The sequence below is a fragment of the Actinoplanes sp. NPDC049668 genome (genome assembly GCF_044465445.1).
Lineage (GTDB): Bacteria > Actinomycetota > Actinomycetes > Mycobacteriales > Micromonosporaceae > Actinoplanes.
This window is the reverse complement of sequence record NZ_JBITLR010000008.1, coordinates 428,521-454,091: the sequence shown is the minus strand read 5'-3', so window position 1 is coordinate 454,091 and position 25,571 is coordinate 428,521. Positions and strand designations below refer to the sequence as shown.

The window sequence follows — 25,571 nt, the reverse complement described above, 5'->3', positions numbered from 1 at the left end:
TTTCGATGTGCCTTCCGGGGGTCTTTTTCCATGCAACTCAGTGGCCTGATCCCGGCCGCCCTGCGTGATCGCGGGCTGGCCCGGGCCCGCGACCTTGCACACAAGGGCGGTGCCGACTCCGACGCGCTCGACCTGACCGCCCCCGCCTCCCTGCGCCCGTTCGTCGTGGCCGCCGTCGCCGGACCGGCAGAGACGGGCGGCGCCGGCCGCCCCGTGCTCGCCGTGACCGCGACCAGCCGCGAGGCCGACGACCTCGCCGAGGCGCTCGGCTGCCTGATCCCGCCCGACCAGGTCGCCGTCTTCCCGTCCTGGGAGACGCTGCCGCACGAGCGGCTCTCGCCGCGCTCCGACACCGTCGGGCGCCGGCTGGCCGTGCTGCGCCGCCTCGCACACCCCGGCGCCTCCGGCGCCGCGCCGGTGCAGGTCGTCGTCGCGCCGGTCCGCAGCCTGCTGCAGCCGCAGCTCAAGGGCCTCGGCGACCTCGAGCCGGTCGAGCTGACCCCCGGCGGCGACGCCGAGCTGGAGGGCGTCGCCCGGCGCCTGACCGACATGGCCTACGCGCGGGTCGACCTGGTCACCAAGCGCGGCGAGTTCGCCGTGCGCGGCGGCATCCTCGACGTCTTCCCGCCGACCGACGAGCACCCGTCCCGGGTCGAGTTCTGGGGCGACGAGGTGGAGGAGATCCGCACCTTCGCCGTCGCCGACCAGCGCACCATCGACGCGGTCGAGCGGCTCTGGGCGCCGCCGTGCCGCGAGCTGCTGCTGACGCCGTCGGTGCGGGCCCGGGCCGCCGAGCTGGCCGAGCAGCACCCCGAGATCGCGGAGATCCTCGACAAGCTGGCCGAGGGCATCCCGGTCGAGGGCATGGAGTCGCTGGCGCCGGCGCTGATGCAGGGCACCGACTCCATGGAGCTGCTGATCGACTGCATGCCGCGCGGCACCCACGTGCTGCTCTGCGACCCCGAGCGGATCCGCACCCGGGCGCACGACCTGACCCGTACCTCGGACGAGTTCCTCGAGGCGAGCTGGGCCGCGGCCGCCGTCGGCGGCGAGGCGCCGATCGACGTCGGCGCCGCCGCCTTCCGGACCCTCGCGGACGTACGCGCCCACGCGGCCGTCCTGCACCAGCCATGGTGGACCGTCTCGCCGTTCGGGCTGGCCGAGGCCGAGCCCGTCGAGTCCGAGACGCCGTGGCTGGAGACGCCGGCCGTCGACGTGTCGCCCGACGCCGGCGACGCCATCGCGCTGCCCGCCCAGCCGGTGCCGCTCTACCACGGCGACACCGCGCGGCTCACCGCCGACCTGCGGCGCTGGGCGGCCGACCAGTGGGCGATCGCGCTGGTCTTCGAGGGGCACGGCACCGCGCAGCGCGCCACCGAGCTGCTGCGTGACGCCGGCCTCGGCGTCACGCCGGTCGACGCCATCGCGGACCGCATCGAGCCGGGGCAGCTGCTGGTCACCTGCGGCGGGCTCAACCACGGCTTCGTCGACGAGGTTTCGCGACTCGCCGTCATCACCGGCAACGACATCAGCGGCGGGCGCGGGGCGTCCACCAAGGACATGCGCAAGATGCCGAGCCGGCGGCGCAACACGATCGACCCGCTGGAGCTGAAGCCGGGCGACTTCGTCGTGCACGAGCAGCACGGCATCGGCCGCTACGTCGAGCTGGTGCAGCGCACGGTCAACGGGGCCGAGCGCGAATACATGGTGATCGAGTACGCGGCCTCCAAGCGCGGCCAGCCCGGCGACCGGCTCTTCGTGCCGACCGACCAGCTCGACCAGCTCTCCCGCTACGTCGGCGGCGAGTCGCCCACCCTGCACAAGATGGGCGGCTCCGACTGGCAGAAGAGCAAGGCCCGCGCGCGCAAGGCCGTCCGCGAGATCGCGGCGCAGCTCATCCAGCTGTACGCGGCCCGGCAGGCCTCCAAGGGCCACGCGTTCGGACCGGACACCCCGTGGCAGCGCGAGCTGGAGGACGCGTTCCCGTACACCGAGACGCCCGACCAGATGGCCGCCATCGTCGAGGTCAAGCAGGACATGGAGCTGGCCGTACCGATGGACCGGCTGATCTGCGGCGACGTCGGCTACGGCAAGACCGAGATCGCGGTCCGGGCGGCGTTCAAGGCGGTGCAGGACGGCAAGCAGGTCGCCATCCTGGTGCCGACGACTCTGCTCGCGCAGCAGCACTTCAACACGTTCGCCGAGCGGATGAGCCAGTTCCCGGTCGCGATCAAGCAGCTGTCCCGCTTCCAGACGCCGAAGGAGGCCGCGCAGACGCTCGAGGAGGCGGCCAACGGGACCGCCGACATCGTCATCGGCACGCACCGCCTGCTGGCCGCGGCGACCCGCTTCAAGAACCTCGGCATGGTCATCGTCGACGAGGAGCAGCGCTTCGGCGTCGAGCACAAGGAGCAGCTGAAGACGCTGCGGGCTTCCGTCGACGTGCTGACCATGTCGGCGACGCCGATCCCGCGGACGCTTGAGATGGCGATCACCGGCATCCGGGAGATGTCGACCATCGCCACCCCGCCGGAGGAGCGGCACCCGGTCCTGACGTTCGTCGGCGGGTACGACGACAAGCAGGTCGCCGCGGCCATCCACCGCGAGCTGCTCCGCGACGGCCAGGTCTTCTTCCTGCACAACCGGGTGGAGTCGATCGACAAGGCGGCCCGGCGGCTGCGCGAGCTGGTGCCCGAGGCCCGGGTCGCGGTCGCGCACGGGCAGCTGGGCGAGGAGGCGCTCGAGCGGGTGATGGTCGGCTTCTGGGAGAAGGAGTTCGACGTCCTGGTCTGCACGACCATCGTGGAGTCCGGCATCGACATCCCGAACGCCAACACCCTCATCGTCGAGCGCGCCGACCTGCTCGGCCTCTCCCAGCTGCACCAGATCCGCGGCCGGGTCGGCCGCGGCCGCGAGCGGGCGTACGCGTACTTCCTCTACCCGCGCGAGAAGCCGCTGACCGAGACGGCGCACGAGCGGCTCGCCACCATCGCACAGCACACCGAGCTCGGCGCGGGCATGTACGTGGCCATGAAGGACCTGGAGATCCGCGGCGCCGGCAACCTGCTCGGCGGCGAGCAGTCCGGCCACATCGAGGGCGTCGGCTTCGACCTGTACGTGCGGATGGTCGGCGAGGCGGTCAGCGCCTTCAAGGGCGAGCGGCCCGAGGAGGAGCCGGAGGTCAAGGTCGACCTGCCGATCGACGCGCACCTGCCGACCGAGTACATCGCGGTGGAGCGGCTGCGCCTGGAGATGTACCGCAAGCTGGCCGAGGCCCGGGACAACGCCCGCCTCGACGAGGTGGTCGCCGAGATGACGGACCGGTACGGCGCGCCGCCGGACCAGGTCGCCAACCTGATCGCGGTGGCCCGGTTCCGGCTGGTCGCCCGCGCGTACGGGCTGACCGACGTCTCCGTGCAGGGCCGTCACCTGCGGTTCTCGCCGCTGCCGCTGCCGGACTCCAAGCAGCTGCGGCTCAAGCGCTACCACCCGGACTCGGTGTACAAGCAGGCCACCGATCAGGTCAGCGTGCCGCGCCCGAACACCCGCCGGGTGGGCGGCGAACCCCTGCGCGACCAGGCGTTGCTGCAGTGGTGTGGCCAGCTGCTCTCCGATGTGCTCGGCCAGGCCCCGGCCCGGGCGCGCGCATGACCGGAATTTCCGGGGGCGAGCGGTACCGGGCATACGGGGCGTGAGAGAGTCATGACCATGCAGCGTGCCCGCCGACTCGCATCCACCGCCGTCGCCGCCGCCCTCGTCGTGTGCGGCCTGTCCGCCTGCCAGGCCCAGCCCGACGTGGCCGCCTACGTGGGCAGCCTCGGCACGATCATGGCGGACGAGGTCACGGCGATGTACGACCAGGCGGAGCAGGACCTGACCGCTACCCGCGACGAGGTGCAGCAGCAGCAGGCCGGCGCGTCCGCCGAGCCGGTGCCGCCGGTGCAGGTGCCCTTCCAGCAGCAGGACGTTCTGAGCAACCTGCTCACCGTCGACATCCTGCAGAAGCTGGCCGCGGCGCACAACGTGCAGCCCGCCGCCGAGCCGACGGTCGACCAGGTCGCGAAGGCCACCAGCTACTCGCCCACCTGGGCATACACCGAGCTCTACGCGCAGGCATACCGGCTGCGCTCGGCGCTGCTGCCGGCGGTGGCGCCGGCCGAGCTCACGGACGCCGAGCTGCGCGCCGTCCACGACACGCTCAGCGCCGCCGCGCCGGGTCAGCTGGCGCCGTTCGAGCAGTTCAAGACCGAGCTCTCCGCGGAGAACAAGAAGGCGCTGCAGCAGAGCCTCGGCCTGCGCGACGAGGTCGAGAAGATCGTCGCGGCCGAGAACGTGACGCCGAACCCGCGCTTCGGCACCCAGGAGCTGGTCCTGCTGTCCGCGCCGACCGGCAACGAGACCCCGATCCCGCTGGTCACGGCGTCGCTCGACGCCGGGACCGGCCCGTCCGAGGCACCGTTCGTCACTCCCGCGTCCTGATGTCCACGGCCGGGCGCATCGTCCTGCTGGTCACCTCGCCACGGCTGCCGGCCGGTCTGCTCACGGCGACGGCCTGGGACCTGCTCCGCGCGCATCCCGTCTTCACGGCCGCCGACGGCGACCAGGTGCGGGCGCTGCGCTCCGCGGGCGTGACCGTCAGCGTCGTCGAGCCCGACCCGGAGGCGCTGATCGCGGCGCTGGCCTCGGATCCGACGGTGATCTGGCTGGGCGGCGCGGCCGGCGACGAGGACTTCGCCCGGCGCCTCGGCCTGCGGCTCGCCCGGGAGCCGGCCCTGGCCGAGCTCGAGCTCTGCTACGGCTCGTGGGACCCGCCCGGCGCCAGGCTGCTCGACGCGGTGGCCGTGATGGACCGGCTCGCGTCGCCCGGCGGCGACCCGTGGAAGCAGCAGCAGACGCACGAGAGCCTGGCGCAGTACCTGCTGGAGGAGAGCTACGAGGCGTACGACGCGATCGCCTCCGGTGACCTCGCCGCGCTGCGCGAGGAGCTCGGCGACGTGCTCCTGCAGGTGGTGCTGCACGCCCGGCTCGCCGAGAACCTGGGCCCCGACGAGCGCTGGAGCGTCGACGACGTGGCCGGCGACCTGGTCGACAAGATGGTGCGGCGCAACCCGCACGTCTTCGCCGGCGAGAGCGTCGGCAGCGTCGAGGACATCATCGACAACTGGGAACGCATCAAGAAGGCCGAGAAGTCGCGGGACTCGGTCCTCGACGGGATCGCGCTGAGCCAGCCCGCGCTGGCGCTGGCCGCGAAGATCTTGGAGCGGGCGTCCCGGGCCGGGCTGGACGTGCCGCTGCCGCCGGGCGCGGACCTCGGCGCGACGCTGCTGCGCCTGGTCGCCGGCGCCCGGGCGGACGGCCAGGACCCGGAGGCCGCGCTGCGGCAGGCGGCGCTCGCGCTCGCCGAGGAGATCCGCACGGCGGAGGTTGTCGCACCCCCCGAGTAGATTTCTCTGCATGCCGGAGTTCGTGCCGCTCGCGGAGCGCATCGTCGACGCCATCCTGGAAACCGATCCAGCGCTGGCGTCCTTCGCCGGTGACCACCGCTTCGATGATCGGCTGCCCGATCTGTCACCCGGCGCGGTCGCCGACCGGGTGGCAATGCTGCGCGACGCCGCCGACACGCTGGCCGGCATCGACCCCGACGCCTTCGACGAGCAGGATCGGGTCGACCACGCCATCCTGTCCGCGGTGGTCGAGCGCGGCATGTTCGAGCTCGGCGACATCCGCGAGCACGAGTGGAACCCGCTCGAGCACAATCCCGGCCCGCTGCTGCACACGCTGCTGGCCCGGCCGTTCGCCCCGGTCGAGGAGCGGCTCAGCAGCCTCGGCGGCCGGCTGGCCGCGATTCCCGACGCGCTCGCCACCGCCCGCGCGGTCCTGCGCGACGTGCCGCGGCTGCACGCCGAGGTCGCCATCGGCCAGTTCGCCGGCACGGCCGCCCTGATCCGGGGCGAGTTGCCCGGCCTGCTGGCCGGGGTCCCGTCCCTGCGCGGCGCGGTCGAGCCCGCGGCGGCCGCCGCGCTGGACGCGCTCGGCGAGTTCGACCGCTGGCTCAGGGCCGGCCTGGAGACCGGCGATCCCGGCCGCGATCCGCGGCTGGGCCGGCCGCTGTGGGAGGCCCGGCTCTGGCACACCCTCGACACCGAGCTGCCGGCCGCCGAGGTCCTGGCCCGGGCCGAGCGCAACCTCGACGAGGGCGGCGAGCGGCTCCGCGAGGCCGCCGCCGAGCTGATCGGCGGCCCGCCGACCGACGAGACGGTGCGCCGGGCGCTGGACACCCTCGCCGAGCGGCACCCGGACGACGAGACGATCGTCGACCTGGCCAAGGTGACGATGGCCGAGGCGACGGAGTTCGTCCGCGAGCACGACCTGATGACGCTGATCGACGACCCCTGCGTCATCGAGGAGATGCCGGAGTTCGCCCGCGGCGTCGCGGTGGCCTACTGCGACCCGCCGGGCCCGCTGGAGACGGCGGACGTGCCGACGTTCTACTGCATCGCGCCGGCGCCGGCCGACTGGCCGCGGGAGCGCGTGGAGTCGTTCTACCGCGAATACAACGATCACATGATGCGCAACCTGACCGTCCACGAGGCGATGCCGGGCCACTTCCTGCAGCTGGCGCACTCACGCCGGTTCCGCGCCGGCACCCGGGCGCGGGCGCTGGGCTTCTCCGGCCCGTTCGTGGAGGGCTGGGCGGTCTACGCCGAGGAGCTGATGGCCGGCCTGGGCTTCGGCGGCGCGCCGGTGCGCCTGCAGCAGCTCAAGATGCAGCTCCGGATGTCCCTCAACGCGATCATCGACCAGCTGGTGCACTGCGAGGGCCTCGGCGAGCAGGAGGCCATGGCGATGATGACCGGCCGGGGCTTCCAGGAGGTCGGCGAGGCGGCCGGCAAGTGGAAGCGGGCGCTGCTCACCTCGACCCAGCTCTCCACCTACTTCGTGGGCTACACGGAGGTGTCGGCGATCGCGGCGGCCCGCCCGTTCGGCGCAACGCCGAAGGCCTGGCACGACGCCATGCTGGCGCACGGCTCACCGCCGCCGCGCCACCTGCGCACGCTGCTCGGCGTCTGACGGGCGCTACGGCCGGTCGGCGCCCGCCTGGCCGCGGCGGTCCACGAGCTTCGCCCGCTTCGGCACCTCGAACATCTCGTCGGCGACCTTCTCCGCGTAGTGGGTCATCGCCACCTCCACCCGGACCGAGTTCAGGAAGCCGCTGAAGCTGCCGAGCGCGCCCTCGTTGGTGATGCACGTGGTGAAGTCGCGGGTCGCCGCGCCGTCCACCCCGGCGAGCCGCACGCACGTGGCGTGCCTTCCCGCGATGGTCGTGTCGTGCTGCACCACTTCGACGTCGTTGTCCAGTACGGCCGCGTTGAGCAGCGCCAGCACGGTCGACGGCAGCACCATGCCGGTGGCGTCCGCGCCCTCGAACACCTTGGCCGGCGGCGGGCTCGTCGGCGTCGCCGGCGCCGTCAACGTGCACGTCGTCGCGTTCGCACCGGTCTTGCACCGGGTCGTCGCGTCCGCCGTGACGGTCACCTTGCCGCCCGGGTACACGTACGCCGAACGGGTGGGCTGCTGCGCCTGCGCGACCGTCGCCGTACCGCCGCCGGACAGGTGGTAGCTCGCCTCGTAGGTGAGCGCGGCCGCGCCGGACATCTGCGCGGCCAGGTCCGAGACCAGGTCGTTGCGGGCCAGGCCCTGGCCCGGATCGTCCAGGTCCGAGCAGCCCGCCGTGGTGGCGGCGCACAGCGCGAGCACGGCCGCTACGGCCCGTCGGCGGGAGAGAAGCACGTGCCCACCTTTGCCGATGGCCGCAACCTCGCGCAAACCGGTATCCAGGGCGGAACCTACGCGCGGGTGCGGGACAGCAGCTGCTGCCGCATCACGTAGCGGCGGATTATCCGGGCCTGGCTCTCGTCCGGCTCGAAGACGGCCACCATCTCCACCGACATCGGCCCCGGCGGCACCCGCTGCGGCAGCGCCGCGACCTTGGTCGCGACCGCGTCGAGCACGACCAGCTCGGTGCCGAGCTGGATCTCCAGCCGCAGGTCGTCCCCGCCGTTGACCTCGGCACCCGCGAAGTGGCCACGCATGCTGTGCTCGCTGATGTCGCGGATCCAGCCGCTCGCCTCGGGGAAGCCCGCGCGGCGCAGGCGCACCTGCTCGCCGCCGCCGCCGCGGACGAAGTTGCGGTGCTGCTCGACGACGGGCTGCCGCTGCGCCTCCACCTCGATCATGTTCTCCTCGACGTCGAGCACCCGGCACGACAGGGCGTACCGGCCGCGCGGCGCGGCCGACCAGCGCAGTGCGACGGCCGAGCCGACGCCGGGAACGGCGTCCCGCGGTGCCGACAGGATGAGTCGCGCGCCCTCGGCGTCCACGACACGGACGCGGGCGGTCGGCTCGTCGGAGACGGACATCTCGACGTACGAGCCGGCATCGGGGAGGAGCGGAAGTGTGGTCATGGCGATTAGCGAGATCGGCAGTTTCGCGACCCGCTTGAGGCATGTGACGGCTGAAGTTCACCGGCCGCCGCCACGGCGGCCACAGCGAGTCGATACGCTCTAGCGCGTGGTGGGCCGCAGGGTCGCGGTCTGGAATCTATTCATACGAGCATGAGGAGCGACACGACACATGGCCACCATTGAAGCGATCGTCGCCCGCGAGATTCTCGACTCTCGGGGCAACCCGACCGTCGAGGTCGAGGTGGGTCTTGACGACGGCACGATCGGGCGCGCCGCGGTGCCGTCCGGCGCCTCCACCGGCGCCTTCGAGGCGATCGAGCTGCGCGACGGCGACAAGGGCCGCTACCTCGGCAAGGGTGTCGAGAAGGCGGTCAGCAACGTCGAGGACAAGATCGCCGACGAGCTGCTCGGCTACGACGCCAGCGAACAGCGCCTGATCGACGAGAAGATGCTCGCCGTCGACGGCACCGCCGACAAGTCGGAGCTGGGCGCCAACGCCATCCTCGGCGTGTCCCTCGCGGTCGCCAAGGCCGCCGCGCTCTCCGCCGAGCTGCCGCTGTTCCGCTACGTCGGCGGACCGAACGCGCACGTGCTCCCGGTGCCGATGATGAACATCCTCAACGGTGGCGCGCACGCCGACTCGAACGTCGACGTGCAGGAGTTCATGATCGCCCCGATCGGCGCGCCGTCCTTCCGCGAGGCGCTGCGCACCGGCGCGGAGGTCTACCACGCGCTCAAGTCCGTGCTGAAGAAGAAGGGCCTCTCGACCGGCCTGGGCGACGAGGGCGGCTTCGCGCCGAGCCTGCCGACCAACGCCGCCGCGCTGGACCTGATCGCCGAGGCCGTGCAGGCCGCCGGCTTCAACCTCGGCACCGACATCGTGCTGGCGATGGACGTCGCGGCGACCGAGTTCCACAAGGACGGCGCCTACGTCTTCGAGGGGTCGCCGAAGTCGACCGAAGAGATGATCAACTACTACGCCAAGCTGGCCGAGACCTACCCGATCGTCTCCATCGAGGACCCCCTCGACGAGGAGGACTGGGCCGGCTGGACCGCGCTGACCTCGCAGATCGGCGGCAAGGTGCAGATCGTCGGCGACGACCTGTTCGTGACCAACCCGACCCGCATCGGCCGGGGCATCGCCGAGGGCGCCGCGAACGCGGTCCTCGTCAAGGTCAACCAGATCGGCTCGCTGACCGAGACCCTCGACGCCGTCGACCTGGCGCACCGGGCCGGCTTCAAGACGATGATGAGCCACCGCTCGGGCGAGACCGAGGACACCACCATCGCGGACCTGGCCGTCGCCGTCGGCAGCGGGCAGATCAAGACCGGCGCGCCGGCCCGTTCGGACCGGGTCGCCAAGTACAACCAGCTCCTGCGCATCGAGGAGGAGCTCGGCGATGCCGCGCGGTACGCAGGGGCGGGCGCGTTCCCCCGTTACCGCACCGCGTGACCCTGCGTCGATAGATCATGGAGTTGTGGCTCCGCGTTTCGTGGGCATAGTGTCCTGAGGCAGGTGCCGCAACTCCATGGTCGTGGCGAGCTCCGGGGGAGGGGCAGGGTATGACGCAGCGCCGCATGCCCAACTCCCATGGGCTCAGCGGACAGGGGCCGTCGCGGCGGTCCACCGGACACGCGGGACGGCCCGGTAGTCGTGCGACCGCCCGGCCGAGCCGCACCCGCGACACGTCGGACACCCGGATCGAGCCACGCCGGACACCCGCCGCCCGCAACACGGCCGGCATCCGCTCCGGCAGCCGGCCCGCCACCGCGCGCCGCACGGCCGCGACGGGCGCCACCAAACGCACGGTCGCGACCCGGCCCCGCGCCTTCACCGGCCGGGCGACCGTCCTGATCGTCGTGCTGGTCACCCTGGCACTGGCCTACACGTACCCGGTCCGCGTCTACCTCGCGCAGGAGTCACAGATCGCGCAGATGCAGGCCGATCAGGCCGCGCAGCAGGCCAAGATCAAGGGCCTGAGCGACGAGGTCGAGAAGTGGAAGGACAACGAGTACGTCCGCATCCAGGCCCGGGAACGGCTCTTCTACGTGCGCCCGGGCGAGGTGCCGCTGCTCGTGCTGAACGACCCCGAAGGCGCCGCCCGCGCCGCGGGCAGGACCTCGGCGTCGGACGCCCCCGACCGCTGGTATGACACGCTCTGGGGCAGCGTCACCGCCGCCAACGCAGAATCCCGAAAGTAGATGACGACTCCTTCCGAGGCCGATCTCGAGACCGTCGCCCAGCAGCTGGGCCGCACCCCCCGAGGCACCCGCGCCGTCGCGCACCGCTGCCCCTGCGGCAACCCGGACGTGGTGGAGACCTCGCCGCGGCTCGACGACGGCACCCCGTTCCCCACGCTGTTCTACCTCACCTGCCCGCGCGCGACGGCGGCCTGCAGCCGGCTGGAGTCGGGCGGCGTCATGCGCGAGATGCAGGACCGGCTCGCCACGGATCCGGACCTCGCGAAGCGGTACGCCGAGGCGCACGAGGACTACCTGCGGCGCCGCGAGGCGGTGGAGCACGTCGAGGAGATCGGCAAGGTTTCCGCGGGCGGCATGCCCGACCGGGTGAAGTGCCTGCATGTGCACCTCGGCCACGCCCTGGCGGCGGGGCCGGGCGTGAACCCGTTCGGCGACGAGGTCCGCGAGGCGGTCGGGTCGTGGTGGACAGGCGGTCCGTGCGTACGGCCGCAGGCTGAATAAACTCTTCTCTCATGCAGGTCGAGATCCGTCGGGCGCGCACCTCCGATGTCCGGGCGATCCGGGCGCTGGTGGACACGTACACCTCGGATCGCCGGCTGCTCAGCAAGGCCACCGTCACGCTGTACGAGTCCGTGCAGGAGTTCTGGGTCGCCGTGGACACCGACGGCGACCGGGTGGTCGGCTGCGGCGCGCTGCACGTGATGTGGGAGGACCTGGCCGAGATCCGCACGGTCGCGGTCGACCCGGTCTGCCGCGGCCTCAAGATCGGCCACCGCCTGGTGTCGGAGCTGCTCGGCGTCGCCCGCGAGCTCGGCGTGGCCCGGGTCTTCTGCCTGACGTTCGAGACGCGCTTCTTCGGCTCGTTCGGCTTCACCGAGATCGACGGCGCGCCCGTCCCGCACGGCGTCTACGAGCAGCTGCTGCGCTCGTACGATGAGGGCGTCGCCGAGTTCCTCGATCTTGAGCGGGTGAAACCGAATACCCTCGGCAACACCAGAATGCTCCTCCACCTCTAGGAGAACGTGTGCGGGTCGCGGCCATCGACTGCGGAACCAACTCGATCCGGCTGCTCATCGCGGACGTAGGCGGCGGGCCCGGCGGCGGACTGTCCGATGTGGCGCGCCGGATGGAGATCGTCCGGCTTGGCGAGGGCGTGGACCGCACCGGCCGGCTGGCGCCGGAGGCGATCGAGCGCACCCGGCGGGCCCTGCTCGGTTACGCGGCGGAGATCGCCGAACTGGGCGTCTCCCGCGTGCGCATGTGCGCGACGTCGGCCTCCCGGGACGCGTCGAACGCGGCGGACTTCGCGGCGATGGTCCGCGCCGTCCTCGGCGTCGACCCGGAAGTGATCACGGGGGACGAGGAGGCCCGGCTCACCTTCGCGGGCGCGGTGAACGGCCTGGCGGTGCCGGCGCCCTACCTGGTCGTGGACATCGGCGGCGGCTCGACCGAGTTCGTGGTCGGCGAGGCCGAGGTCGAGCACGCGATCTCGATGGACATCGGCTGCGTCCGGATGACCGAGCGTCACCTGCACGGCGACCCGCCGACGCCGGCGGAGATCGCGGCCGCGGAGGCGGACATCACCGCGGCGGTCGACACCGCCCTACGCGCCGTGTCGGGCCGCGGCGCGGCGACGCTGGTCGGCCTCGCCGGTTCGGTCACCACCGTCGCGGCCCTGGCGATGCACCTGCCCGGCTACGACGCGGCGCGTATCCACCACTCCCGGATCGCCTACGACGACGTGGCGAAGGTGACGTCCGACCTGCTCGGGTCGACGGTGGCGGACCGCCTCGACCTGCCGGTGATGCACCCGGGCCGGGCCGACGTCATCGGCGGCGGCGCCCTGATCCTGCGCACCATCATGGAACGCGCGGGCATGACGTCCGTGGTGGCCAGCGAACACGACATCCTCGACGGCATCGCCTTCTCCCTGGCGTAGCCGACCACCACGGCCGATCCGCGGCCTGTATCGAGGTCTGAAGGCTATGGAAGGAGACCTAGGGTGCGTCTGCTTCAAGGCCCGGACTTCGAGGAGCTGTTCCGGACGTTTGAGCACTCCGCGTTCCACCTCGAAGTCGAGGATGCGTATCACACGCCGGAGGAGTCGGAACCCTTTCAGAAGTTCCTGGCCGGTGAGCCTGACGACTTCACCTGGCACGGCTCGTGGCTGGATCTGATCCGGAAGGCGACGGCGACCGGACGACGGGTAGAACGCGTCCGGATTGTTTCGGTGCCGCACGTCGACTACACGCGATGGGGGCTGACCGTGGCTCCGCTGAACATCGAGGCCGGCGAGGACATCCGATGGCTGCCGCGTCATCGGTTAGGTCAGCTCGATGTGACTGCTGACGACTTCTGGCTGATCGACCGGCAGCGGGTCGTCTTCACCGTCTTCGCCTCGGACGGGACGTTCTCCGGCGGTGCCGAGACTGTGGATCCAGTGATCGTGGACCGCTGCAACCAGGTCCGTGATGCGCTCTGGTCAATCGCGATTCCGCATGCCGACTACGTGAAGAGCTGAGCGGACCCGTTGGTCACAGGCCACGGCAGCGCCGGGTAAATCTGCGGGTGCCGATCTTTGACACTACTTCGCATCGCGAAGTAGTGTGCATCGCGTGGATACCACACAGCTCCTCAAGGGAGTGCTGGATCTCGCCTGCCTCGCCGCCCTTCGCGAGGACGACGGCTACGGCTACGACATCCTGCGCCGCCTGCGCATCGCCGGACTGACCGACGTCGGCGACGCCTCCGTGTACGGGACCCTGCGCCGGCTCTTCAACGCCGGCCTCCTCACCACCTACGTGGTGCCCAGCGACGAGGGCCCGCACCGCAAGTACTACGCGCTCAACGCCGCCGGCCGCGCCGAGTTGCAGCGGTCCGGCAAGATCTGGCAGGGCTTCGCATCCACGATGAACGATCTGCTTCGCGAGCGGGAGACGCCGTGACCACCACAGCTCAGGACGAGATCAACCTCTACGTGTTCGCGGTCCGGTCGGCGCTCGGCGACCTGCCGGAGTCCCTTCGGGACGAGCTGCTCGAGGACCTGCCGGAGCACCTGGCCGAGGTCCTCGCCGACGGCGGCGGCACGCTGGCCGAGCGGCTCGGCAGCCCGGAGGCCTACGCGGCCGAGCTGCGCGGCACCGCCGGCTTCGTCGGCGGGTTTCCCGACCCGCCGAGCCGCACACACCAGCTCTTCGAGCTGCGCGACCAGGCCCTGGTCCGGCTGAACGCCGTCGACGTGCGGCTCGGGCCGCTGCTCGGGTATGCCAAGGTCAGCGAGTTCCTGGTCCTGCTCCGGCCGGCCTGGTGGGTCCTGCGCGGCTACCTCGCGGCGATGGTGCTGGCCTGGATGCTCGACGACAGCGGACAGCCGATCGGGCTGCTGCCGCGGATCGGCGGCAGCGAGGTCGTCGCCCTGCTGCTGCTCGGCGCCGGCGTCCTCGGCTCGATCTGGCTCGGCCGGCGTTCGCAGGGGCTGACCAAATGGCCGCGCATGTCGCTCTACGCCGCGTCGGTGATTCTCGTGCTGGTCGCGCTCGGCGGATTCACGTCCGCCGACAGCAGCACCCGCGATTCCTACTACACCGACGTCAACTACGACAATCCATACAGCAACATCGAGGACCTTTTCGTGTACGACGAGCAGGGGCGCCTGGTCGACAACGCGCGGATCTTCGACCAGAACGGCGAGCCGTTGCGCCTCGGCAACCCGTACTGCACCGACGAGAACGGCGTCTACACCGAGGTCGAGACGCTCACCTATCCGTATTGTCCGAGTCGGGCGCCGTACCGGCTGCCGGCGCCGGCCGATCCCGCGGCCAGCGCCGGTCCCGCCCCGAGCGCCGAACCGGTCGAAGAGGCGTCGCCGGGCGGCTCCCGGGTCAGCCCTTCGGCCACTCCCGAACCGGGTCCTTCGGCCAGCGCGGCGGCACCTTCGGTCGCGCCGAGATGAACCTGGGGTGACGGGGTCGCGGGGTGGCCTGCCAATCGCTAGGTTGTGCTGCGATCGGCCGACCCCCTCGGCCGGACCTCGAAAGGAACCATTGTGAGCAACCCGGTTGCGTCTCCGCCCCCTGCCGGCGACGGCTTCCCGCCGCCCGTTTCCGAGGGCGCCGGCGCTCCCGTGCCGAACCAGCCGTTCGGCGCCCCGGCCGAGGGTCAGCCCGTCGGCGACCCGGCGCAGCAGGGCTTCGGCACCCCGGCGACCTTCCCCGTCGAGCCGGAGAAGAAGAAGAGCACCGCCGCCAACCTTGCCCTGCGCATCGTGGGCATCATCGTCGTCGCCGTGATCATCTTTGTCGGCAAGACCTACCTGTTCGGCGACAAGGCGAAGGACGCGGCGGTCGGCGACTGCGTCGCCTCCTCGCAGGACGTCAAGGTCGACGAGGAGACCGAGGCGCAGGCCGAGGTCGTCGACTGCGCGTCGAAGGAGGCCGCGTTCACCGTGGTCGGCCGGGTCGAGGGCGAGACCAACACCGACAGCAAGTCGTGCGAGAAGTACTTCAAGGAGAACGAGGAGTACTACGTCTACAGCAGCACCGCCGGCGGCGGCTACCTGCTCTGCCTGCGCCCCAAGGCCTGATCTTCACCCGTACGGCGGGAGCATCCACCCCGGGTGTTCCCGCCGCTGCGTGCGGTGCTGTGCTTGACCGCGTGCACAGCCGTACCCCGCAGGAGGTCGCCGCCCACGCGGCCGCGGCGGCCGACCTGCCCGCCGTCGACGCCGGCGTCGCCGACTGTTTCGCCTGCCCGCGCCTGGTCGCCTGGCGCGAGGAGGTCGCGGCCGTCAAGCGGGCCTCCTTCCGCGACCAGGACTACTGGGGCCGCCCGGTGCCGGGCTTCGGCCCGGTCGACGCCACCATCGCGATCCTCGGCCTCGCGCCCGCCGCGCACGGCGGCAACCGCACCGGCCGCATCTTCACCGGCGACCGCTCCGGCGACGTGCTCTTCGCGGCCCTGCACCGGGCCGGCCTGGCCAACCAGCCGACGAGCGTCGCCGCCGACGACGGCCTGGCCCTGCACCACACCCGGATCTTCGCGGCGGTCCGCTGCGCCCCGCCGGACAACAAGCCGCTGCCCGCCGAGCGGGACGCCTGCGCGCCCTGGCTGCACCGTGAGCTTGATCTCATCCGGCCGACGTTGCGGGTGGTGGTCGCGCTCGGGGCGTTCGCGTGGGCGGCCTGGTGGCCGGCGATGACCGCCGTCTACGGCGTCCGGCCGCCCGTGCCGCGCCCAGCCTTCGGGCACGGCGCGCAGGTCAGCGTCGCCGGCGCGCCCGACCTGCTCGGCTGCTACCACGTCTCGCAGCAGAACACGTTCACCGGCCGGCTGACACCCGGCATGCTCGACGATGTCTTCGCCGATGCGAAACGCCGCGCGGGCCTGGCATGATGCGGAGTCTGCCGAAATTTCGGAGCATCGAAACCTAGGGCTCGAATTGGACCTCGCCGCACTCCGTCGCTGGTGGCCGCTGGCCGCCGTCCTCGGGCTGCTCTTTCTCGCCGCGCTGGCGGCCACCCACTCGGCGCCGCAGCTCGAGCGCTTCAACCCCGACGCCGCCCCGGCCACCGAGGCCCCGCCGCTGCTGCCACCCTCGCGGGAGGCGGTCGTCCGCCCGTCCGCCGAGCCGGTGGCCGGCGGCGACCTGCCCGACTGGGTCGGCCGGGTGGCGCTGGTCGTGCTCGGGGTCCTCGCCCTGGCGGTTCTCGGGCTCGTCGTCTGGGCCGTGCTGCGCCATCAGCTGGGCCGTCGCGGCACCCGCAAGGGCCGGCGCGACACCCGCCGCCCGGAGCCGCGCACCGCGGAGGACCTGGTCGCCGCCCTCGACGCCGGCCTGCAGGAGCTCTCCGACACCGACCGGGATCCGCGCCGGGCGGTGATCGCCTGCTGGGTCCGGCTCGAGGACGCCGCGGCCGCGGCTGGCACGCCGCGGCACGCCGGGGACAGCCCCACCGACCTGGTCGCCCGGCTGCTCGCCGAGCAGCGGGTCGACGCGGCCGTGCTCACCCCGTTCGCGGCCGTCTACCGGCAGGCCCGCTACGCGACGCACACCGTCGACGACCAGATGCGCCGCCAGGCCCGCACGGCGCTGGAGCGCCTGCGCTCCGACCTGGGCGCGGGGGTGCCGTCATGAGTTCGGGCGGGCTCGAGGAGCTGTTCGGGGGGCGCGCCGACGACGTGTTCGTCGAGGAGCCCGTCGAGGTCGTCGAGAAGCCGCGCTCGAGGGCCGGATGGATCTTCCGCAACGTTGCGCTGATCGCGGTGGCCACCGTCGTCACGGTCGCCGGGCTGCGGTCCCGGGGCATCAGCGTCTCGATCCTGCTGATCGTGGCGGCTTTCGTGTCGCTTCGCCTGCTGATGCTCGCGGTGTCCGAAGTGGCCCCACCGGTGCTGCCGCGCCGCTCCGGGTCGCGCGGCGCGGACGAGGCCGGCCACCGGTCGGCCGGCATCGACACCCTGCGCGCCGCGGTACGCCGCTGGGAGCGGCAACTGGACTGGTCGCAGAGCGACGCCGAGGCGTTCTCGCGTAACGTCCTGCCCGTGCTCGCCGAGCTCGCGGACGAGCGGCTGCGGCTCAAGCACGGCATCACCCGGTCGTCGGATCCGCGGCGCGCCCGGGAGCTGCTCGGCGAGCCGCTGTGGGAGTTTCTCGGCGCGCCGGGCCGGCGCGGGCCGAAGGCGCGCGACCTCGCCACCTACGTCGATGCACTAGAGAGAATCTGAGAGGGTGGTTCGGTGACGGACGCGAGCGTGGAGATCCTGCCGCCGTACGAGGTGCACAGGCTGGCCGGCGCTGTCCTGGACTCGGTCGGCAGCGTCGTCGTCGGCAAGCGGGACGCCCTCGAGCTGGTGCTGGCGGGCATTCTGGCCGGCGGCCACGTGCTGCTGGAGGACCTGCCCGGTCTCGGCAAGACGCTGACCGCCCGGTGCTTCGCGCAGGCGCTCGGGCTCGACTTCCGGCGGCTGCAGTTCACCCCCGACCTGCTGCCGGCCGACGTGACCGGCTCGTTCCTCTATGACCAGCGCAAGGGCGACTTCGCCTTCCGCGCCGGCCCGGTGTTCACGAACATGCTGCTTGCCGACGAGATCAACCGGACGCCGCCGAAGACGCAGGCGGCACTGCTCGAGGCGATGCAGGAGAAGCAGGTCTCGGTCGAGGGCGTCACCTACCGGCTGGACCCGCCGTTCCACGTCCTGGCCACGGCCAACCCGATCGAGTACGAGGGCACGTACCCGTTGCCCGAGGCGCAGCTGGACCGCTTCATGCTGCGCGTCTCGTTCGGCTACCCGACCCGGGACGAGGAGTGGGAGGTGCTGCGCCGCCGGATGTCCCGCCGCCAGGAGGACGCGCAGCTCGCGCCCGTCGTCGACGCCCGGCGGCTGATGGCCATGCAGGCCGCCCTCGAGCACGTCGCCGTCGAGGACTCGATCGGCCGCTACATCGTCGCGCTGACCTCCGCGACCCGCGAGCACGCCTCGGCGCTGGTCGGCTCCTCGCCGCGCGGCTCGCTGGCGCTGCTGCTGCTGGCCCGGGCCCGCGCGGTCATGGCCGGCCGCGACTACGTGGTGCCCGAGGACGTCAAGGACGTGGCCGTGCCCGCGCTCGCGCACCGGATCACGCTGCGGCCGGAGATGTGGCTGCGCCGCGTCGACCCGTCCTTCGTGGTCCAGGAGGTGCTCCAGGCGGTGCCGGCGCCGGCCAGCGGCGCCCTGCCCACGTACGCGGGCGGGTACGCCGAACAGTGACGACCATGGAGCCGCCGCCGCTGCGTGCCGCCGTACCCCCCGGGGTGGCGGCGGCGGAGGAGGCGTGGGCGGCGCCGGCCTGGGTGCCCACCCGGGCGCTCGGCCGCACGGTCCTGCTCACCGGCCTGCTGCTCGTGCTCGGGGTGGCGCTGGGCCGGGTCGACCTGGTGCTGATCGCGGCGCCGTTCGCCGTCGGCGCGGCCATCGGCCTGCGCCGGATGCCCCGCTCGGCGCCCGAGCTGACCATCGAGGCGGCCGAGGAACACGTCGTCGAGGGCGGCCGGGTCGAGGCCGGGCTGACCGTCGCGAACCCCGACGTGATCACCTACGACCTGGTCGTGGTCCGCGCCCGCACGTCGCCGTGGCTGGAGCTGGAGAACTCCGACCGGCCGTTCGCGATCACCGTCGCGCCGGACGGCTGGACCGGCGTCGAGCTGCCCGGCCCGGCGCTGCGCTGGGGCCGGCACGACGTCGGGCCCGCCGCCGCCCGGGTCGCCGCCTGCGGCGGCCTGCTCGCCTGCCGGCCGGTGGTCACGCCGGCCCGGGGCGTGCGCGTCTTTCCCGAGACCGAGCCGTTCGCGGCCACCGAGGCGATGCCCGCGGCGGCCGGCCTGGTCGGCAACCACCGGTCCCGGCGGCCTGGCGAGGGCGGCGAGCTCGCCGGCGTGCGCCCGTTCGCGCCCGGCGACCGGCTGCGCCGCATCGACTGGCGGGTCTCCCTGCGCACCCGGGACCTGCACGTGGCCTCGACGCTCTCGGACCGCGACGCCGAGGTGCTGCTCCTGCTCGACGTGCTCGGCGAGGCCGGCGCGTCCGAGGGGGTCAAGGGCCGGGCGTCGGTGCTCGACACGACGGTGCGCGCCGCCGCCGCGATCGCGGAGCACTACCTGCAGCGCGGCGACCGGGTGTCGCTGCTGGAGTACGGCTCCACCGCACGCCGGCTGCGGGCGGCGACCGGCCGCCGGCAATACCTGACGGTGCTCGAGTGGCTGCTCGACGTGCGCGCCGACAACAACGACGCCGAGGGCCCGCACGAGCACGTCTTCGGCGCGCACCACGTGTCGCCGGACGCCCTCGTCGTGGTGCTCACGCCGCTGGTCGACCCGCGCTCGGCCGACATGCTGGCCGGGCTGACCCAGTCGGGGCGCTACACGGTGGCCGTCGACACGCTCCCGGCCGATGCCGCGCCGCCCAGCCGCGGTCCGTGGACGCCACTGGCCACGCGGCTCTGGCGGATGGAGCGGGAGAACGTGCTCGGCCGGCTGCGCGAGCACGGCGTGCCCGTGGTGACCTGGGCCGGGACCGGCAGCCTCGACCTGGTGCTGCGCGACGTGTCCCGGCTCGCCTCCGCACCCCGGGGGCGCTGACATGCTCAGAGGCGTCAACCGGCGGATCGAGCGGGCGCGCACGGCGGCGGTCCGCGCCACGGTGCTGCCCCTGCTGGTCCGGTGCGGCATCGGGCTGGTCCTGTTCGCCGCGATGGCCGTCGCCTGGCCCGCCGGCCTGGTGGCGAGCCGCTACCTGGTGCTGCTCGGCGTCGTCGCCGTCTACCCGGCGTTCGCGCCGCGCGGCCGCGGCGTCACCGTCGCGGTCCTGGTGGTGGTCGGCGGCTGGATCCTCGACACCACCTGGGGCGACGCCCGGGTCGCGCTCTGGCGGGTGCTGAGCATCGCGACCCTGCTGTACCTGGGGCACACGCTGGCGGCGCTCGCGGCGGTCCTGCCGTACGACGCGATCGTCAACGTCGACGTGGTCGCCGCCTGGCTGGGGCGCGCGCTGCTGGTGGTCCTGATCTCCGCGGTGCTGACCGTGATCGCGCTCGGCCTGACCGCGGAGCTGGCCGGGGGCGCGTTCGTCATCGCCACCCTGGTCGGGCTCGGTGCGGCCGTCGGCCTGACGCTGCTGCTGGCCCGGATGCTGCGCCGAGCGTGATCATGAGGCAACCCTAAGTTCACAGTGAAATGAAACCGAAACTTGTTTGTTACGGCGCTTGACGGACGGGTTTGTCATTGGTCACAGCGCGAGGCAACTGGGCGCCCCAACCGGGAGAATGGATCCGTGAAACCGCAGCGGATCGTCGTCGTCGGGGCAGGTCACGTGGGGCTCTACGCCGCACTGCGCCTGTCGAGGAAGCTCAGCGCGCGCCAGGCCGAAGTGATCGTCATCGACCCTCAGCCGCACATGACCTACCAGCCGTTCCTGCCGGAGGCCGCCGCGGGCAACATCTCCCCGCGTCACTCGGTGGTGCCGCTGCGCCGCGAGCTCAAGCGCTGCCGGATCGTGTCCGGCGAGGTCACCAGGATCGAGCACGCCCGCAAGACGGTCACCGTCCAGCCGATCGAGGGCCCGGTCAAGGAGATCGCCTACGACCACGTCATCGTCGCGCCGGGCTCGGTGTCGCGCACCCTGCCGATCCCCGGCCTGCGCGAGAACGGCATCGGCTTCAAGACCATCGGCGAGGCCATCTACCTGCGTAATCACATCCTCGACCGGCTCGACATCGCCGCCGTCACCCCGGACCCCGAGGTGCGCCGGGCGTCGCTGACCTTCGTCTTCGTCGGCGGCGGCTACGCGGGCATCGAGGCGCTGGCCGAGATGGAGGACGTCGTCCGCGACGCCTTGAAGTACTACCCCGAGCTGCGCAAGGACGAGGTCCGCTTCGTTCTGGTCGAGGCGACCAACCGGATCCTGCCCGAGGTCGGACCCGACATGGGCGCATACGCCGCCCGGCAGCTCGACCGGCGCGGCATCGACCTGCGCCTGGACACCCGGCTTGAGTCGTGCGCGGGCGGCCTGATCAAGCTCTCCGACGGCGACACGTTCCGCGCCGAGACCCTGGTGTGGACGGCCGGCGTCAAGCCGTCGCCGATGCTCGACAACACCGACCTGCCGCGCGGCCCCCGCGGGCACCTAACCTGCCTGCCGACGCTGCAGATCGTGGACGGCGACACGGTCCTCGACGGCGCGTGGAGCGCGGGCGACTGCGCGCAGGTCCCCGACCTGGCCAACCCGGGCGCCTGGTGCTCGCCGAGCGCGCAGCACGCGGTCCGGCAGGCGTCGCAGCTGGCCGACAACATCCGCGCCGTGGTCATCGGGGCCACCCCCAAGAACTACCGCCACAAGTACGCGGGCAGCGTCGCCAGCCTCGGCCTGTACAAGGGCGTCGCGAAGATCTACGGCATCAAGCTGAAGGGCTTCCCGGCCTGGCTCATGCACCGCACCTATCACATGAGCCGCATCCCGTCGTTCAACCGCAAGGTGCGCGTGCTGGCCGACTGGACGCTGGCGTTCGTGCTCAAGCGCGAGGTCATCTCGCTGGGTCAGCTCCACGCGCCCCGCGAGGAGTTCACCCACGTGACGCCGCCGCTGGGCGACGGCCGCGCTGCGGAGCCGGTGGGGGCCGGCACCCGCTGAGCGACCCGGCAGGAGTCCGGCGTTCTGCGGGGCTGACCGCACCGGCTACGGTGAGCAGCAGAGCATCCCGCCCGGGTGGTGGAACGGCAGACACGGCCGCCTTAAAAGCGGCTGCCCAAAAGGCGTGCGGGTTCGAGACCCGCCCCGGGCACGCTCATCGCCGCGGTCAGTTCATGTTTTCAGGCTGCTCACAGCGATCACGCACGCCATCGGGTCGCCGATGCGCTTACCCTGGTAGCGCACGCCCCTTACGTGCCTCAACCTCAAAGGGAGGCTGGACACAGTGAAGACTTCAAACCCGGTGCTCTCGCGCCTCGGCGAAGCGGCCGAGCGCGAGCGGTCGGCCGGCTACAACGCGGCCGGACCGTACGGACCGGCCGCCGGTCAGCCGGGTTACGGTCAGCCGTACCCGACGGCCGAGGGATTCCCGGCCATGGCGCCGGCCGTACAGCCCATGACCGTCGACGACGTCGTGGTGAAGACCGTGACGCTGCTGGGCATCACCGGCGTCTCCGCCGTCGCGGCCTGGAACCTGGTTCCGGACTCGCTGCTCGGGCCGGCCTGGATCGGCACGGCGATGGTCGGGCTCGTTCTGGGCCTCATCATCTCGTTCTCCCGGGTGGCGAACCCGGCGCTGGTCGTCACGTACGCGGTGATCGAGGGCGCGTTCGTCGGCCTGGTCAGCAAGACGTTCGAGTCGCTCTACAACGGCATCGTGCTGCAGGCGGTGATCGCCACCTTCGGCGTCTTCTTCGTGATGGCCATGCTGTACAAGGTCAAGGCCATCCGGGCCACCCCGAAGTTCCGGCGCGGCATGTACGCGGTGATGTCGGGCCTCTTCGCGGTCATGCTCATCAACTTCGTCCTGTCCCTCTTCGGCGTGACGACGGGGCTGCGCAGCGCCGGCGCGCTGGGCATCGTCTTCAGCCTGGTCTGCATCGTCGTGGCGTCGCTCAGCTTCATCCTCAGCTTCAACGAGGTCGAGGAGGGCGTCCGGCTGGGCCTGCCCCAGCGCTACTCGTGGACGGCGGCGTTCGGCATCCTGGTCAGCCTGATCTGGCTGTACATCGAGATCCTGCGCCTGCTGAGCTTCCTGCAGGGCGACGACTAACCGTCGCGAACAAAGCGTCTGACCCGGCAGCGCCCGGCCGTCTCCCCACGGCCCGGGCGCTGCCCCTTTTCGCGCCCGGATAGGGTCCGTGGGTGGACGACTTCCAAGCGGCGGTGCAACGGCTGCTGGCCCAGGTGAGTCACTGGGAGGCGGGACGCTGGGGCGCGGTCGCGGGCACCGCCGGGTGCACCCGCGGCGACCTGATGCACGGCCTGGTGCAGCGCCTCGCCGACCTCGGCGCCGCCGCGGAGAACCGACGGCACCGGCCGGTGCCGCGCCTGGCGGACACCACCCTCCCGGACCAGGTCCGGGTCATGGCCGACGACCTGCTCGCGGCCGGCCCGCCGCAGGAGACGCTGGCCGCCGCCGCCGAGGCGGTCTCCACGACCCGCGCGGGCCTCTGAGCCGGCCGCCACCCGGGGCGGAAATGAAATCCGCCGGGCCCGACGCCGTAAAGGCAGTCGAACCCGGCGGGGGATACAGAGAGCGTCAGCTCAGCCGCTCGAGCACCATCGCCATGCCCTGGCCGCCGCCGACGCACATCGTCTCGAGGCCGACGCTCTTGTCGTGCCAGTCGAGCGAGTTCAGCAGCGTTCCGGTGATCCGGGCGCCGGTCATGCCGAACGGGTGGCCGATCGCGATCGCGCCGCCGTTCACGTTCAGCTTGTCCAGCGGGATGCCCAGCTCCCGGTAGGAGGGGATGACCTGGGCCGCGAAGGCCTCGTTGATCTCGACCAGGTCGACGTCGTCGATGGTCATGCCGGCGCGCTTCAGGGCCTGCCGCGTCGCCTCGACCGGGCCGAGGCCCATGATCTCCGGCGACAGGGCGGTCACGCCGGTGGAGACGATCCGGGCCAGCGGGGTGATGCCCAGCTCGCGGGCCTTGGTGTCGCTCATGATGACCACGGCGGCCGCGCCGTCGTTCAGGGGGCAGCAGTTGCCGGCCGTGATCCGGCCGTCCGGGCGGAAGACCGGCTTCAGGCCCGTCACCGCCTCCACCGTCACGCCCGGGCGCGGGCCGTCGTCGGCCGAGACGACCTTGCCGTCCGGGGTGGTGACGGGGGTGATCTCGCGCTCCCAGAAGCCGTCCGCGATCGCCTTCTCCGCCAGGTTCTGGCTGCGGACGCCGAACTCGTCCATGTCCGCGCGGCTCACGTCGTACGCCTGCGCCAGGTTCTCCGCCGTGTAGCCCATGCCCAGGTAGATGTCCGGGAGCTGGCCGTCCTCGCGGGGGTCGTGCCACACGCCGCCGTTCTTGACCGCCGCCGTGTTGCGGGCGCGGGCCTCGGCGAACTTCGGGTTCTCCCAGCCGCCGCCGACCAGGGCCTGCGCCTCGGGCGGGAGGCCGTCGGAGTTGCCGCGGGCGAAGCGGGAGACGGTCTCGACGCCGGCCGAGACGAAGATGTCACCCTCGCCGGCCTTGATCGCGTGGAAGGCCATCCGGGTGGTCTGCAGCGACGAGGCGCAGTACCGCGTCACGGTGGCGCCCGGCAGGCCGTCCAGGCCGAGCAGGGTGGCGACCACCCGGGCCATGTTGAAGCCCTGCTCGCCGCCCGGCAGGCCGCAGCCCAGGTACAGGTCCTCGATCAGGGCGCGGTCCAGCTGAGGCACCTTGTTCAGCGCGGCATCGACGATCGTGGCGGCGAGATCGTCGGGGCGGAGGTCCTTCAGCGAACCCTTGACGGCGCGACCGATGGGGGAGCGTGCGGTGGCGACGATGACAGCTTCCGGCATGCGACCAACGTTAACGCCCCGGTAACTTAACGGGGAAGCGTTACTTCGTCACACCGAAATGTCGGATTTATTCGAGTGCGGTGCGGCGGCCCGCGGCCTGCGCCGCGTCCAGCACCGCCGGGAAGAGGGCGTGCGCCCACACCCGGTAGCCGTCCGCGGACGGGTGGAAGCCGTCGTAGCAGAGGGTTCCCGCGTCGGCCCGGAACACCGCGCCGGTCTCGCCGGCGAGGTCGACCACGACGCCACCAGCGGAGGTGACGGCGGCGCTCTGCGCCCGGGCCACGCGGCGCCCGACCCAGCCCGTGAGCTGGCGCAGCGGCGGCGCGATCGAGCGGACCGCGCCCAGGTCGGGGCAGGTGCCGACGACGACCCGGACGCCCGCGTCGCGCAGGCGGCGCACGGCGTCGCCGAGGTGCGCGCCGGACTCCTCGGGGCTGTGCAGGCCGGTCGCGTCGTTCGCGCCGATCAGCACGACGGCCACGTCGGGGCGCTCGCCGAGCAGGGCCCGGGCCACCTGGGTGGCCAGGTCGGCCGACCGGGAGCCGGCCACGCCGACGCTGGAGAGCAGCACGTGGCGCTGGCCGGCCTCGGGGGTGCCCTCGGCGAGCAGCCGGGCGAGCTGGCCGCCGACGGTCTCCGACAGCCACTCGACGCCGACGCCGACCGCGGCCGAGTCGCCGAGCAGCACGAGCCGCAGCGGTGGCGCCGCGGACGGGCCCATCGAGGTGCGCAGGGCCAGGCCCATGGTCGGCTTGGCGTACCGGCGGGTGCGCGCCGCGATCGCCTCGCCCGCCAGCAGCGCGACACCCCCGACGGCCCCGGCGAACAGCGCGGCCGCCGTAGCCCTGCCGACCCGTCCCGCCAGGCTCGTCATGTCGCCTCCCTGCCGCAGTAGACCC

At 72.4% G+C, this 25,571-nt stretch carries 26 protein-coding genes, 1 tRNA gene and 1 pseudogene; 23 read left to right on the top strand and 5 right to left on the bottom strand.

The genetic code is table 11. The features are described 5' to 3' along the window. Positions 1-30 precede the first annotated feature (30 nt). From mfd to ACIBSW_RS33045, 4 genes are read left to right on the top strand one after another with little or no spacing between them, the layout of a single operon-like run. Positions 31-3,651, top strand: a complete 3,621-nt coding sequence (gene mfd / locus ACIBSW_RS33060) for a transcription-repair coupling factor (RefSeq protein ID WP_354721096.1) — start codon at positions 31-33, stop codon at positions 3,649-3,651. A gap of 51 nt (positions 3,652-3,702) precedes the next feature. Continuing rightward, the gene (locus ACIBSW_RS33055; protein ID WP_354721094.1) at positions 3,703-4,479 is read left to right on the top strand and encodes a hypothetical protein; all 777 of its coding nucleotides are present in this window, start codon (positions 3,703-3,705) and stop codon (positions 4,477-4,479) included. Then, complete coding sequence (locus tag ACIBSW_RS33050; protein WP_354721092.1) at positions 4,479-5,444, top strand: nucleoside triphosphate pyrophosphohydrolase; 966 nt, start codon at positions 4,479-4,481, stop codon at positions 5,442-5,444. The genes ACIBSW_RS33055 and ACIBSW_RS33050 overlap by 1 nt, the downstream gene beginning before the upstream one ends. A gap of 10 nt (positions 5,445-5,454) precedes the next feature. Beyond that, complete coding sequence (locus ACIBSW_RS33045; protein ID WP_354721090.1) at positions 5,455-7,071, top strand: DUF885 domain-containing protein; 1,617 nt, start codon at positions 5,455-5,457, stop codon at positions 7,069-7,071. Between the two features lie 6 nt (positions 7,072-7,077). Here ACIBSW_RS33045 and ACIBSW_RS33040 read toward each other — a convergent pair whose 3' ends face one another. Both ACIBSW_RS33040 and ACIBSW_RS33035 read right to left on the bottom strand, forming a co-directional pair. Beyond that, on the bottom strand, positions 7,078-7,791 hold the full coding sequence (locus ACIBSW_RS33040) for a hypothetical protein (protein WP_354721088.1): 714 nt from the start codon (positions 7,789-7,791) through the stop codon (positions 7,078-7,080). Positions 7,792-7,847: 56 nt separating this feature from the next. Next, entirely contained in the window at positions 7,848-8,465 is a 618-nt protein-coding gene (locus ACIBSW_RS33035; RefSeq protein WP_354721087.1) for a hypothetical protein, read from the bottom strand. 169 nt (positions 8,466-8,634) lie between these two features. Here ACIBSW_RS33035 and eno point away from each other — a divergent pair, with 169 nt between their 5' ends. The 8 genes and pseudogenes from eno to ACIBSW_RS32995 all read left to right on the top strand — a co-directional run. Beyond that, complete coding sequence (gene eno / locus ACIBSW_RS33030) at positions 8,635-9,918, top strand: phosphopyruvate hydratase (RefSeq protein ID WP_354721085.1); 1,284 nt, start codon at positions 8,635-8,637, stop codon at positions 9,916-9,918. 110 nt (positions 9,919-10,028) lie between these two features. After that, complete coding sequence (locus tag ACIBSW_RS33025; protein WP_404799528.1) at positions 10,029-10,667, top strand: septum formation initiator family protein; 639 nt, start codon at positions 10,029-10,031, stop codon at positions 10,665-10,667. Continuing rightward, positions 10,668-11,168 carry a DUF501 domain-containing protein gene (locus ACIBSW_RS33020; protein WP_354721081.1) on the top strand — a complete coding sequence of 167 codons (501 nt, stop codon included), beginning with the start codon at positions 10,668-10,670 and terminating at the stop codon, positions 11,166-11,168. It abuts the gene before it with no gap. Positions 11,169-11,179: 11 nt separating this feature from the next. Beyond that, positions 11,180-11,683 carry an amino-acid N-acetyltransferase gene (locus ACIBSW_RS33015; protein WP_354721080.1) on the top strand — a complete coding sequence of 168 codons (504 nt, stop codon included), beginning with the start codon at positions 11,180-11,182 and terminating at the stop codon, positions 11,681-11,683. A gap of 8 nt (positions 11,684-11,691) precedes the next feature. Next, positions 11,692-12,606: a Ppx/GppA phosphatase family protein gene (locus ACIBSW_RS33010; RefSeq protein WP_354721078.1), complete on the top strand. Its 915-nt coding sequence runs from the start codon at positions 11,692-11,694 to the stop codon at positions 12,604-12,606. A 63-nt stretch (positions 12,607-12,669) separates the two neighbouring features. Beyond that, positions 12,670-13,188 (top strand): DUF6879 family protein, encoded by a 519-nt coding sequence (locus ACIBSW_RS33005; protein ID WP_354721076.1) that lies wholly within the window; start codon positions 12,670-12,672, stop codon positions 13,186-13,188. Positions 13,189-13,282: 94 nt separating this feature from the next. Continuing rightward, positions 13,283-13,612 (top strand): PadR family transcriptional regulator, encoded by a 330-nt coding sequence (locus tag ACIBSW_RS33000; protein WP_184997518.1) that lies wholly within the window; start codon positions 13,283-13,285, stop codon positions 13,610-13,612. Then, positions 13,609-13,785, top strand: a pseudogene (locus tag ACIBSW_RS32995) (HAAS signaling domain-containing protein); the annotation flags it as partial. The gene ACIBSW_RS33000 and the pseudogene ACIBSW_RS32995, both read left to right, overlap by 4 nt. Before the next feature lie 383 nt (positions 13,786-14,168). On the opposite strand, the gene ACIBSW_RS32990 reads toward ACIBSW_RS32995, so the two are convergent. Continuing rightward, positions 14,169-14,234, bottom strand: coding sequence for a hypothetical protein (locus tag ACIBSW_RS32990; RefSeq protein WP_354721106.1), 66 nt, complete (start codon positions 14,232-14,234; stop codon positions 14,169-14,171). Between the two features lie 478 nt (positions 14,235-14,712). On the opposite strand from ACIBSW_RS32990, the gene ACIBSW_RS32985 reads away from it, so the two are divergent. The 11 genes from ACIBSW_RS32985 to ACIBSW_RS32935 all read left to right on the top strand — a co-directional run bounded on the left by ACIBSW_RS32985 (position 14,713) and on the right by ACIBSW_RS32935 (position 23,342). Beyond that, positions 14,713-15,249, top strand: a complete 537-nt coding sequence (locus tag ACIBSW_RS32985; protein ID WP_354721074.1) for a hypothetical protein — start codon at positions 14,713-14,715, stop codon at positions 15,247-15,249. A 71-nt stretch (positions 15,250-15,320) separates the two neighbouring features. Next, positions 15,321-16,058: a uracil-DNA glycosylase gene (locus ACIBSW_RS32980; RefSeq protein ID WP_354721072.1), complete on the top strand. Its 738-nt coding sequence runs from the start codon at positions 15,321-15,323 to the stop codon at positions 16,056-16,058. A 46-nt stretch (positions 16,059-16,104) separates the two neighbouring features. Further along, the gene (locus ACIBSW_RS32975) at positions 16,105-16,800 is read left to right on the top strand and encodes a DUF4129 domain-containing protein (RefSeq protein ID WP_354721070.1); all 696 of its coding nucleotides are present in this window, start codon (positions 16,105-16,107) and stop codon (positions 16,798-16,800) included. Continuing rightward, positions 16,797-17,390 carry a hypothetical protein gene (locus ACIBSW_RS32970; protein ID WP_354721068.1) on the top strand — a complete coding sequence of 198 codons (594 nt, stop codon included), beginning with the start codon at positions 16,797-16,799 and terminating at the stop codon, positions 17,388-17,390. Before ACIBSW_RS32975 ends, ACIBSW_RS32970 begins: the two co-directional genes overlap by 4 nt. Positions 17,391-17,402: 12 nt before the next feature. Further along, positions 17,403-18,413 carry a MoxR family ATPase gene (locus ACIBSW_RS32965; RefSeq protein ID WP_354721066.1) on the top strand — a complete coding sequence of 337 codons (1,011 nt, stop codon included), beginning with the start codon at positions 17,403-17,405 and terminating at the stop codon, positions 18,411-18,413. A gap of 5 nt (positions 18,414-18,418) precedes the next feature. Further along, positions 18,419-19,780 (top strand): DUF58 domain-containing protein, encoded by a 1,362-nt coding sequence (locus ACIBSW_RS32960; protein ID WP_354721064.1) that lies wholly within the window; start codon positions 18,419-18,421, stop codon positions 19,778-19,780. Between the two features lies 1 nt (position 19,781). Next, positions 19,782-20,345 (top strand): hypothetical protein, encoded by a 564-nt coding sequence (locus ACIBSW_RS32955; RefSeq protein WP_354721062.1) that lies wholly within the window; start codon positions 19,782-19,784, stop codon positions 20,343-20,345. Positions 20,346-20,471: 126 nt separating this feature from the next. Continuing rightward, entirely contained in the window at positions 20,472-21,827 is a 1,356-nt protein-coding gene (locus ACIBSW_RS32950) for an NAD(P)/FAD-dependent oxidoreductase (protein WP_354721060.1), read from the top strand. A gap of 69 nt (positions 21,828-21,896) precedes the next feature. Further along, positions 21,897-21,978: transfer RNA gene (locus ACIBSW_RS32945), tRNA-Leu, on the top strand. Positions 21,979-22,110: 132 nt separating this feature from the next. Beyond that, positions 22,111-22,938, top strand: a complete 828-nt coding sequence (locus ACIBSW_RS32940) for a Bax inhibitor-1/YccA family protein (RefSeq protein ID WP_354721059.1) — start codon at positions 22,111-22,113, stop codon at positions 22,936-22,938. Positions 22,939-23,030: 92 nt separating this feature from the next. After that, a complete protein-coding gene (locus tag ACIBSW_RS32935) occupies positions 23,031-23,342 on the top strand; it encodes a hypothetical protein (protein WP_354721057.1) in 312 nt (103 codons plus the stop codon). An 85-nt stretch (positions 23,343-23,427) separates the two neighbouring features. Here the strand turns inward: ACIBSW_RS32935 and ACIBSW_RS32930 are convergent, their stop codons facing one another. Continuing rightward, positions 23,428-24,672 carry an acetyl-CoA C-acetyltransferase gene (locus tag ACIBSW_RS32930; RefSeq protein ID WP_354721055.1) on the bottom strand — a complete coding sequence of 415 codons (1,245 nt, stop codon included), beginning with the start codon at positions 24,670-24,672 and terminating at the stop codon, positions 23,428-23,430. A 67-nt stretch (positions 24,673-24,739) separates the two neighbouring features. Then, the gene (locus ACIBSW_RS32925; RefSeq protein WP_354721053.1) at positions 24,740-25,546 is read right to left on the bottom strand and encodes an SGNH/GDSL hydrolase family protein; all 807 of its coding nucleotides are present in this window, start codon (positions 25,544-25,546) and stop codon (positions 24,740-24,742) included. Positions 25,547-25,571 lie beyond the last annotated feature (25 nt).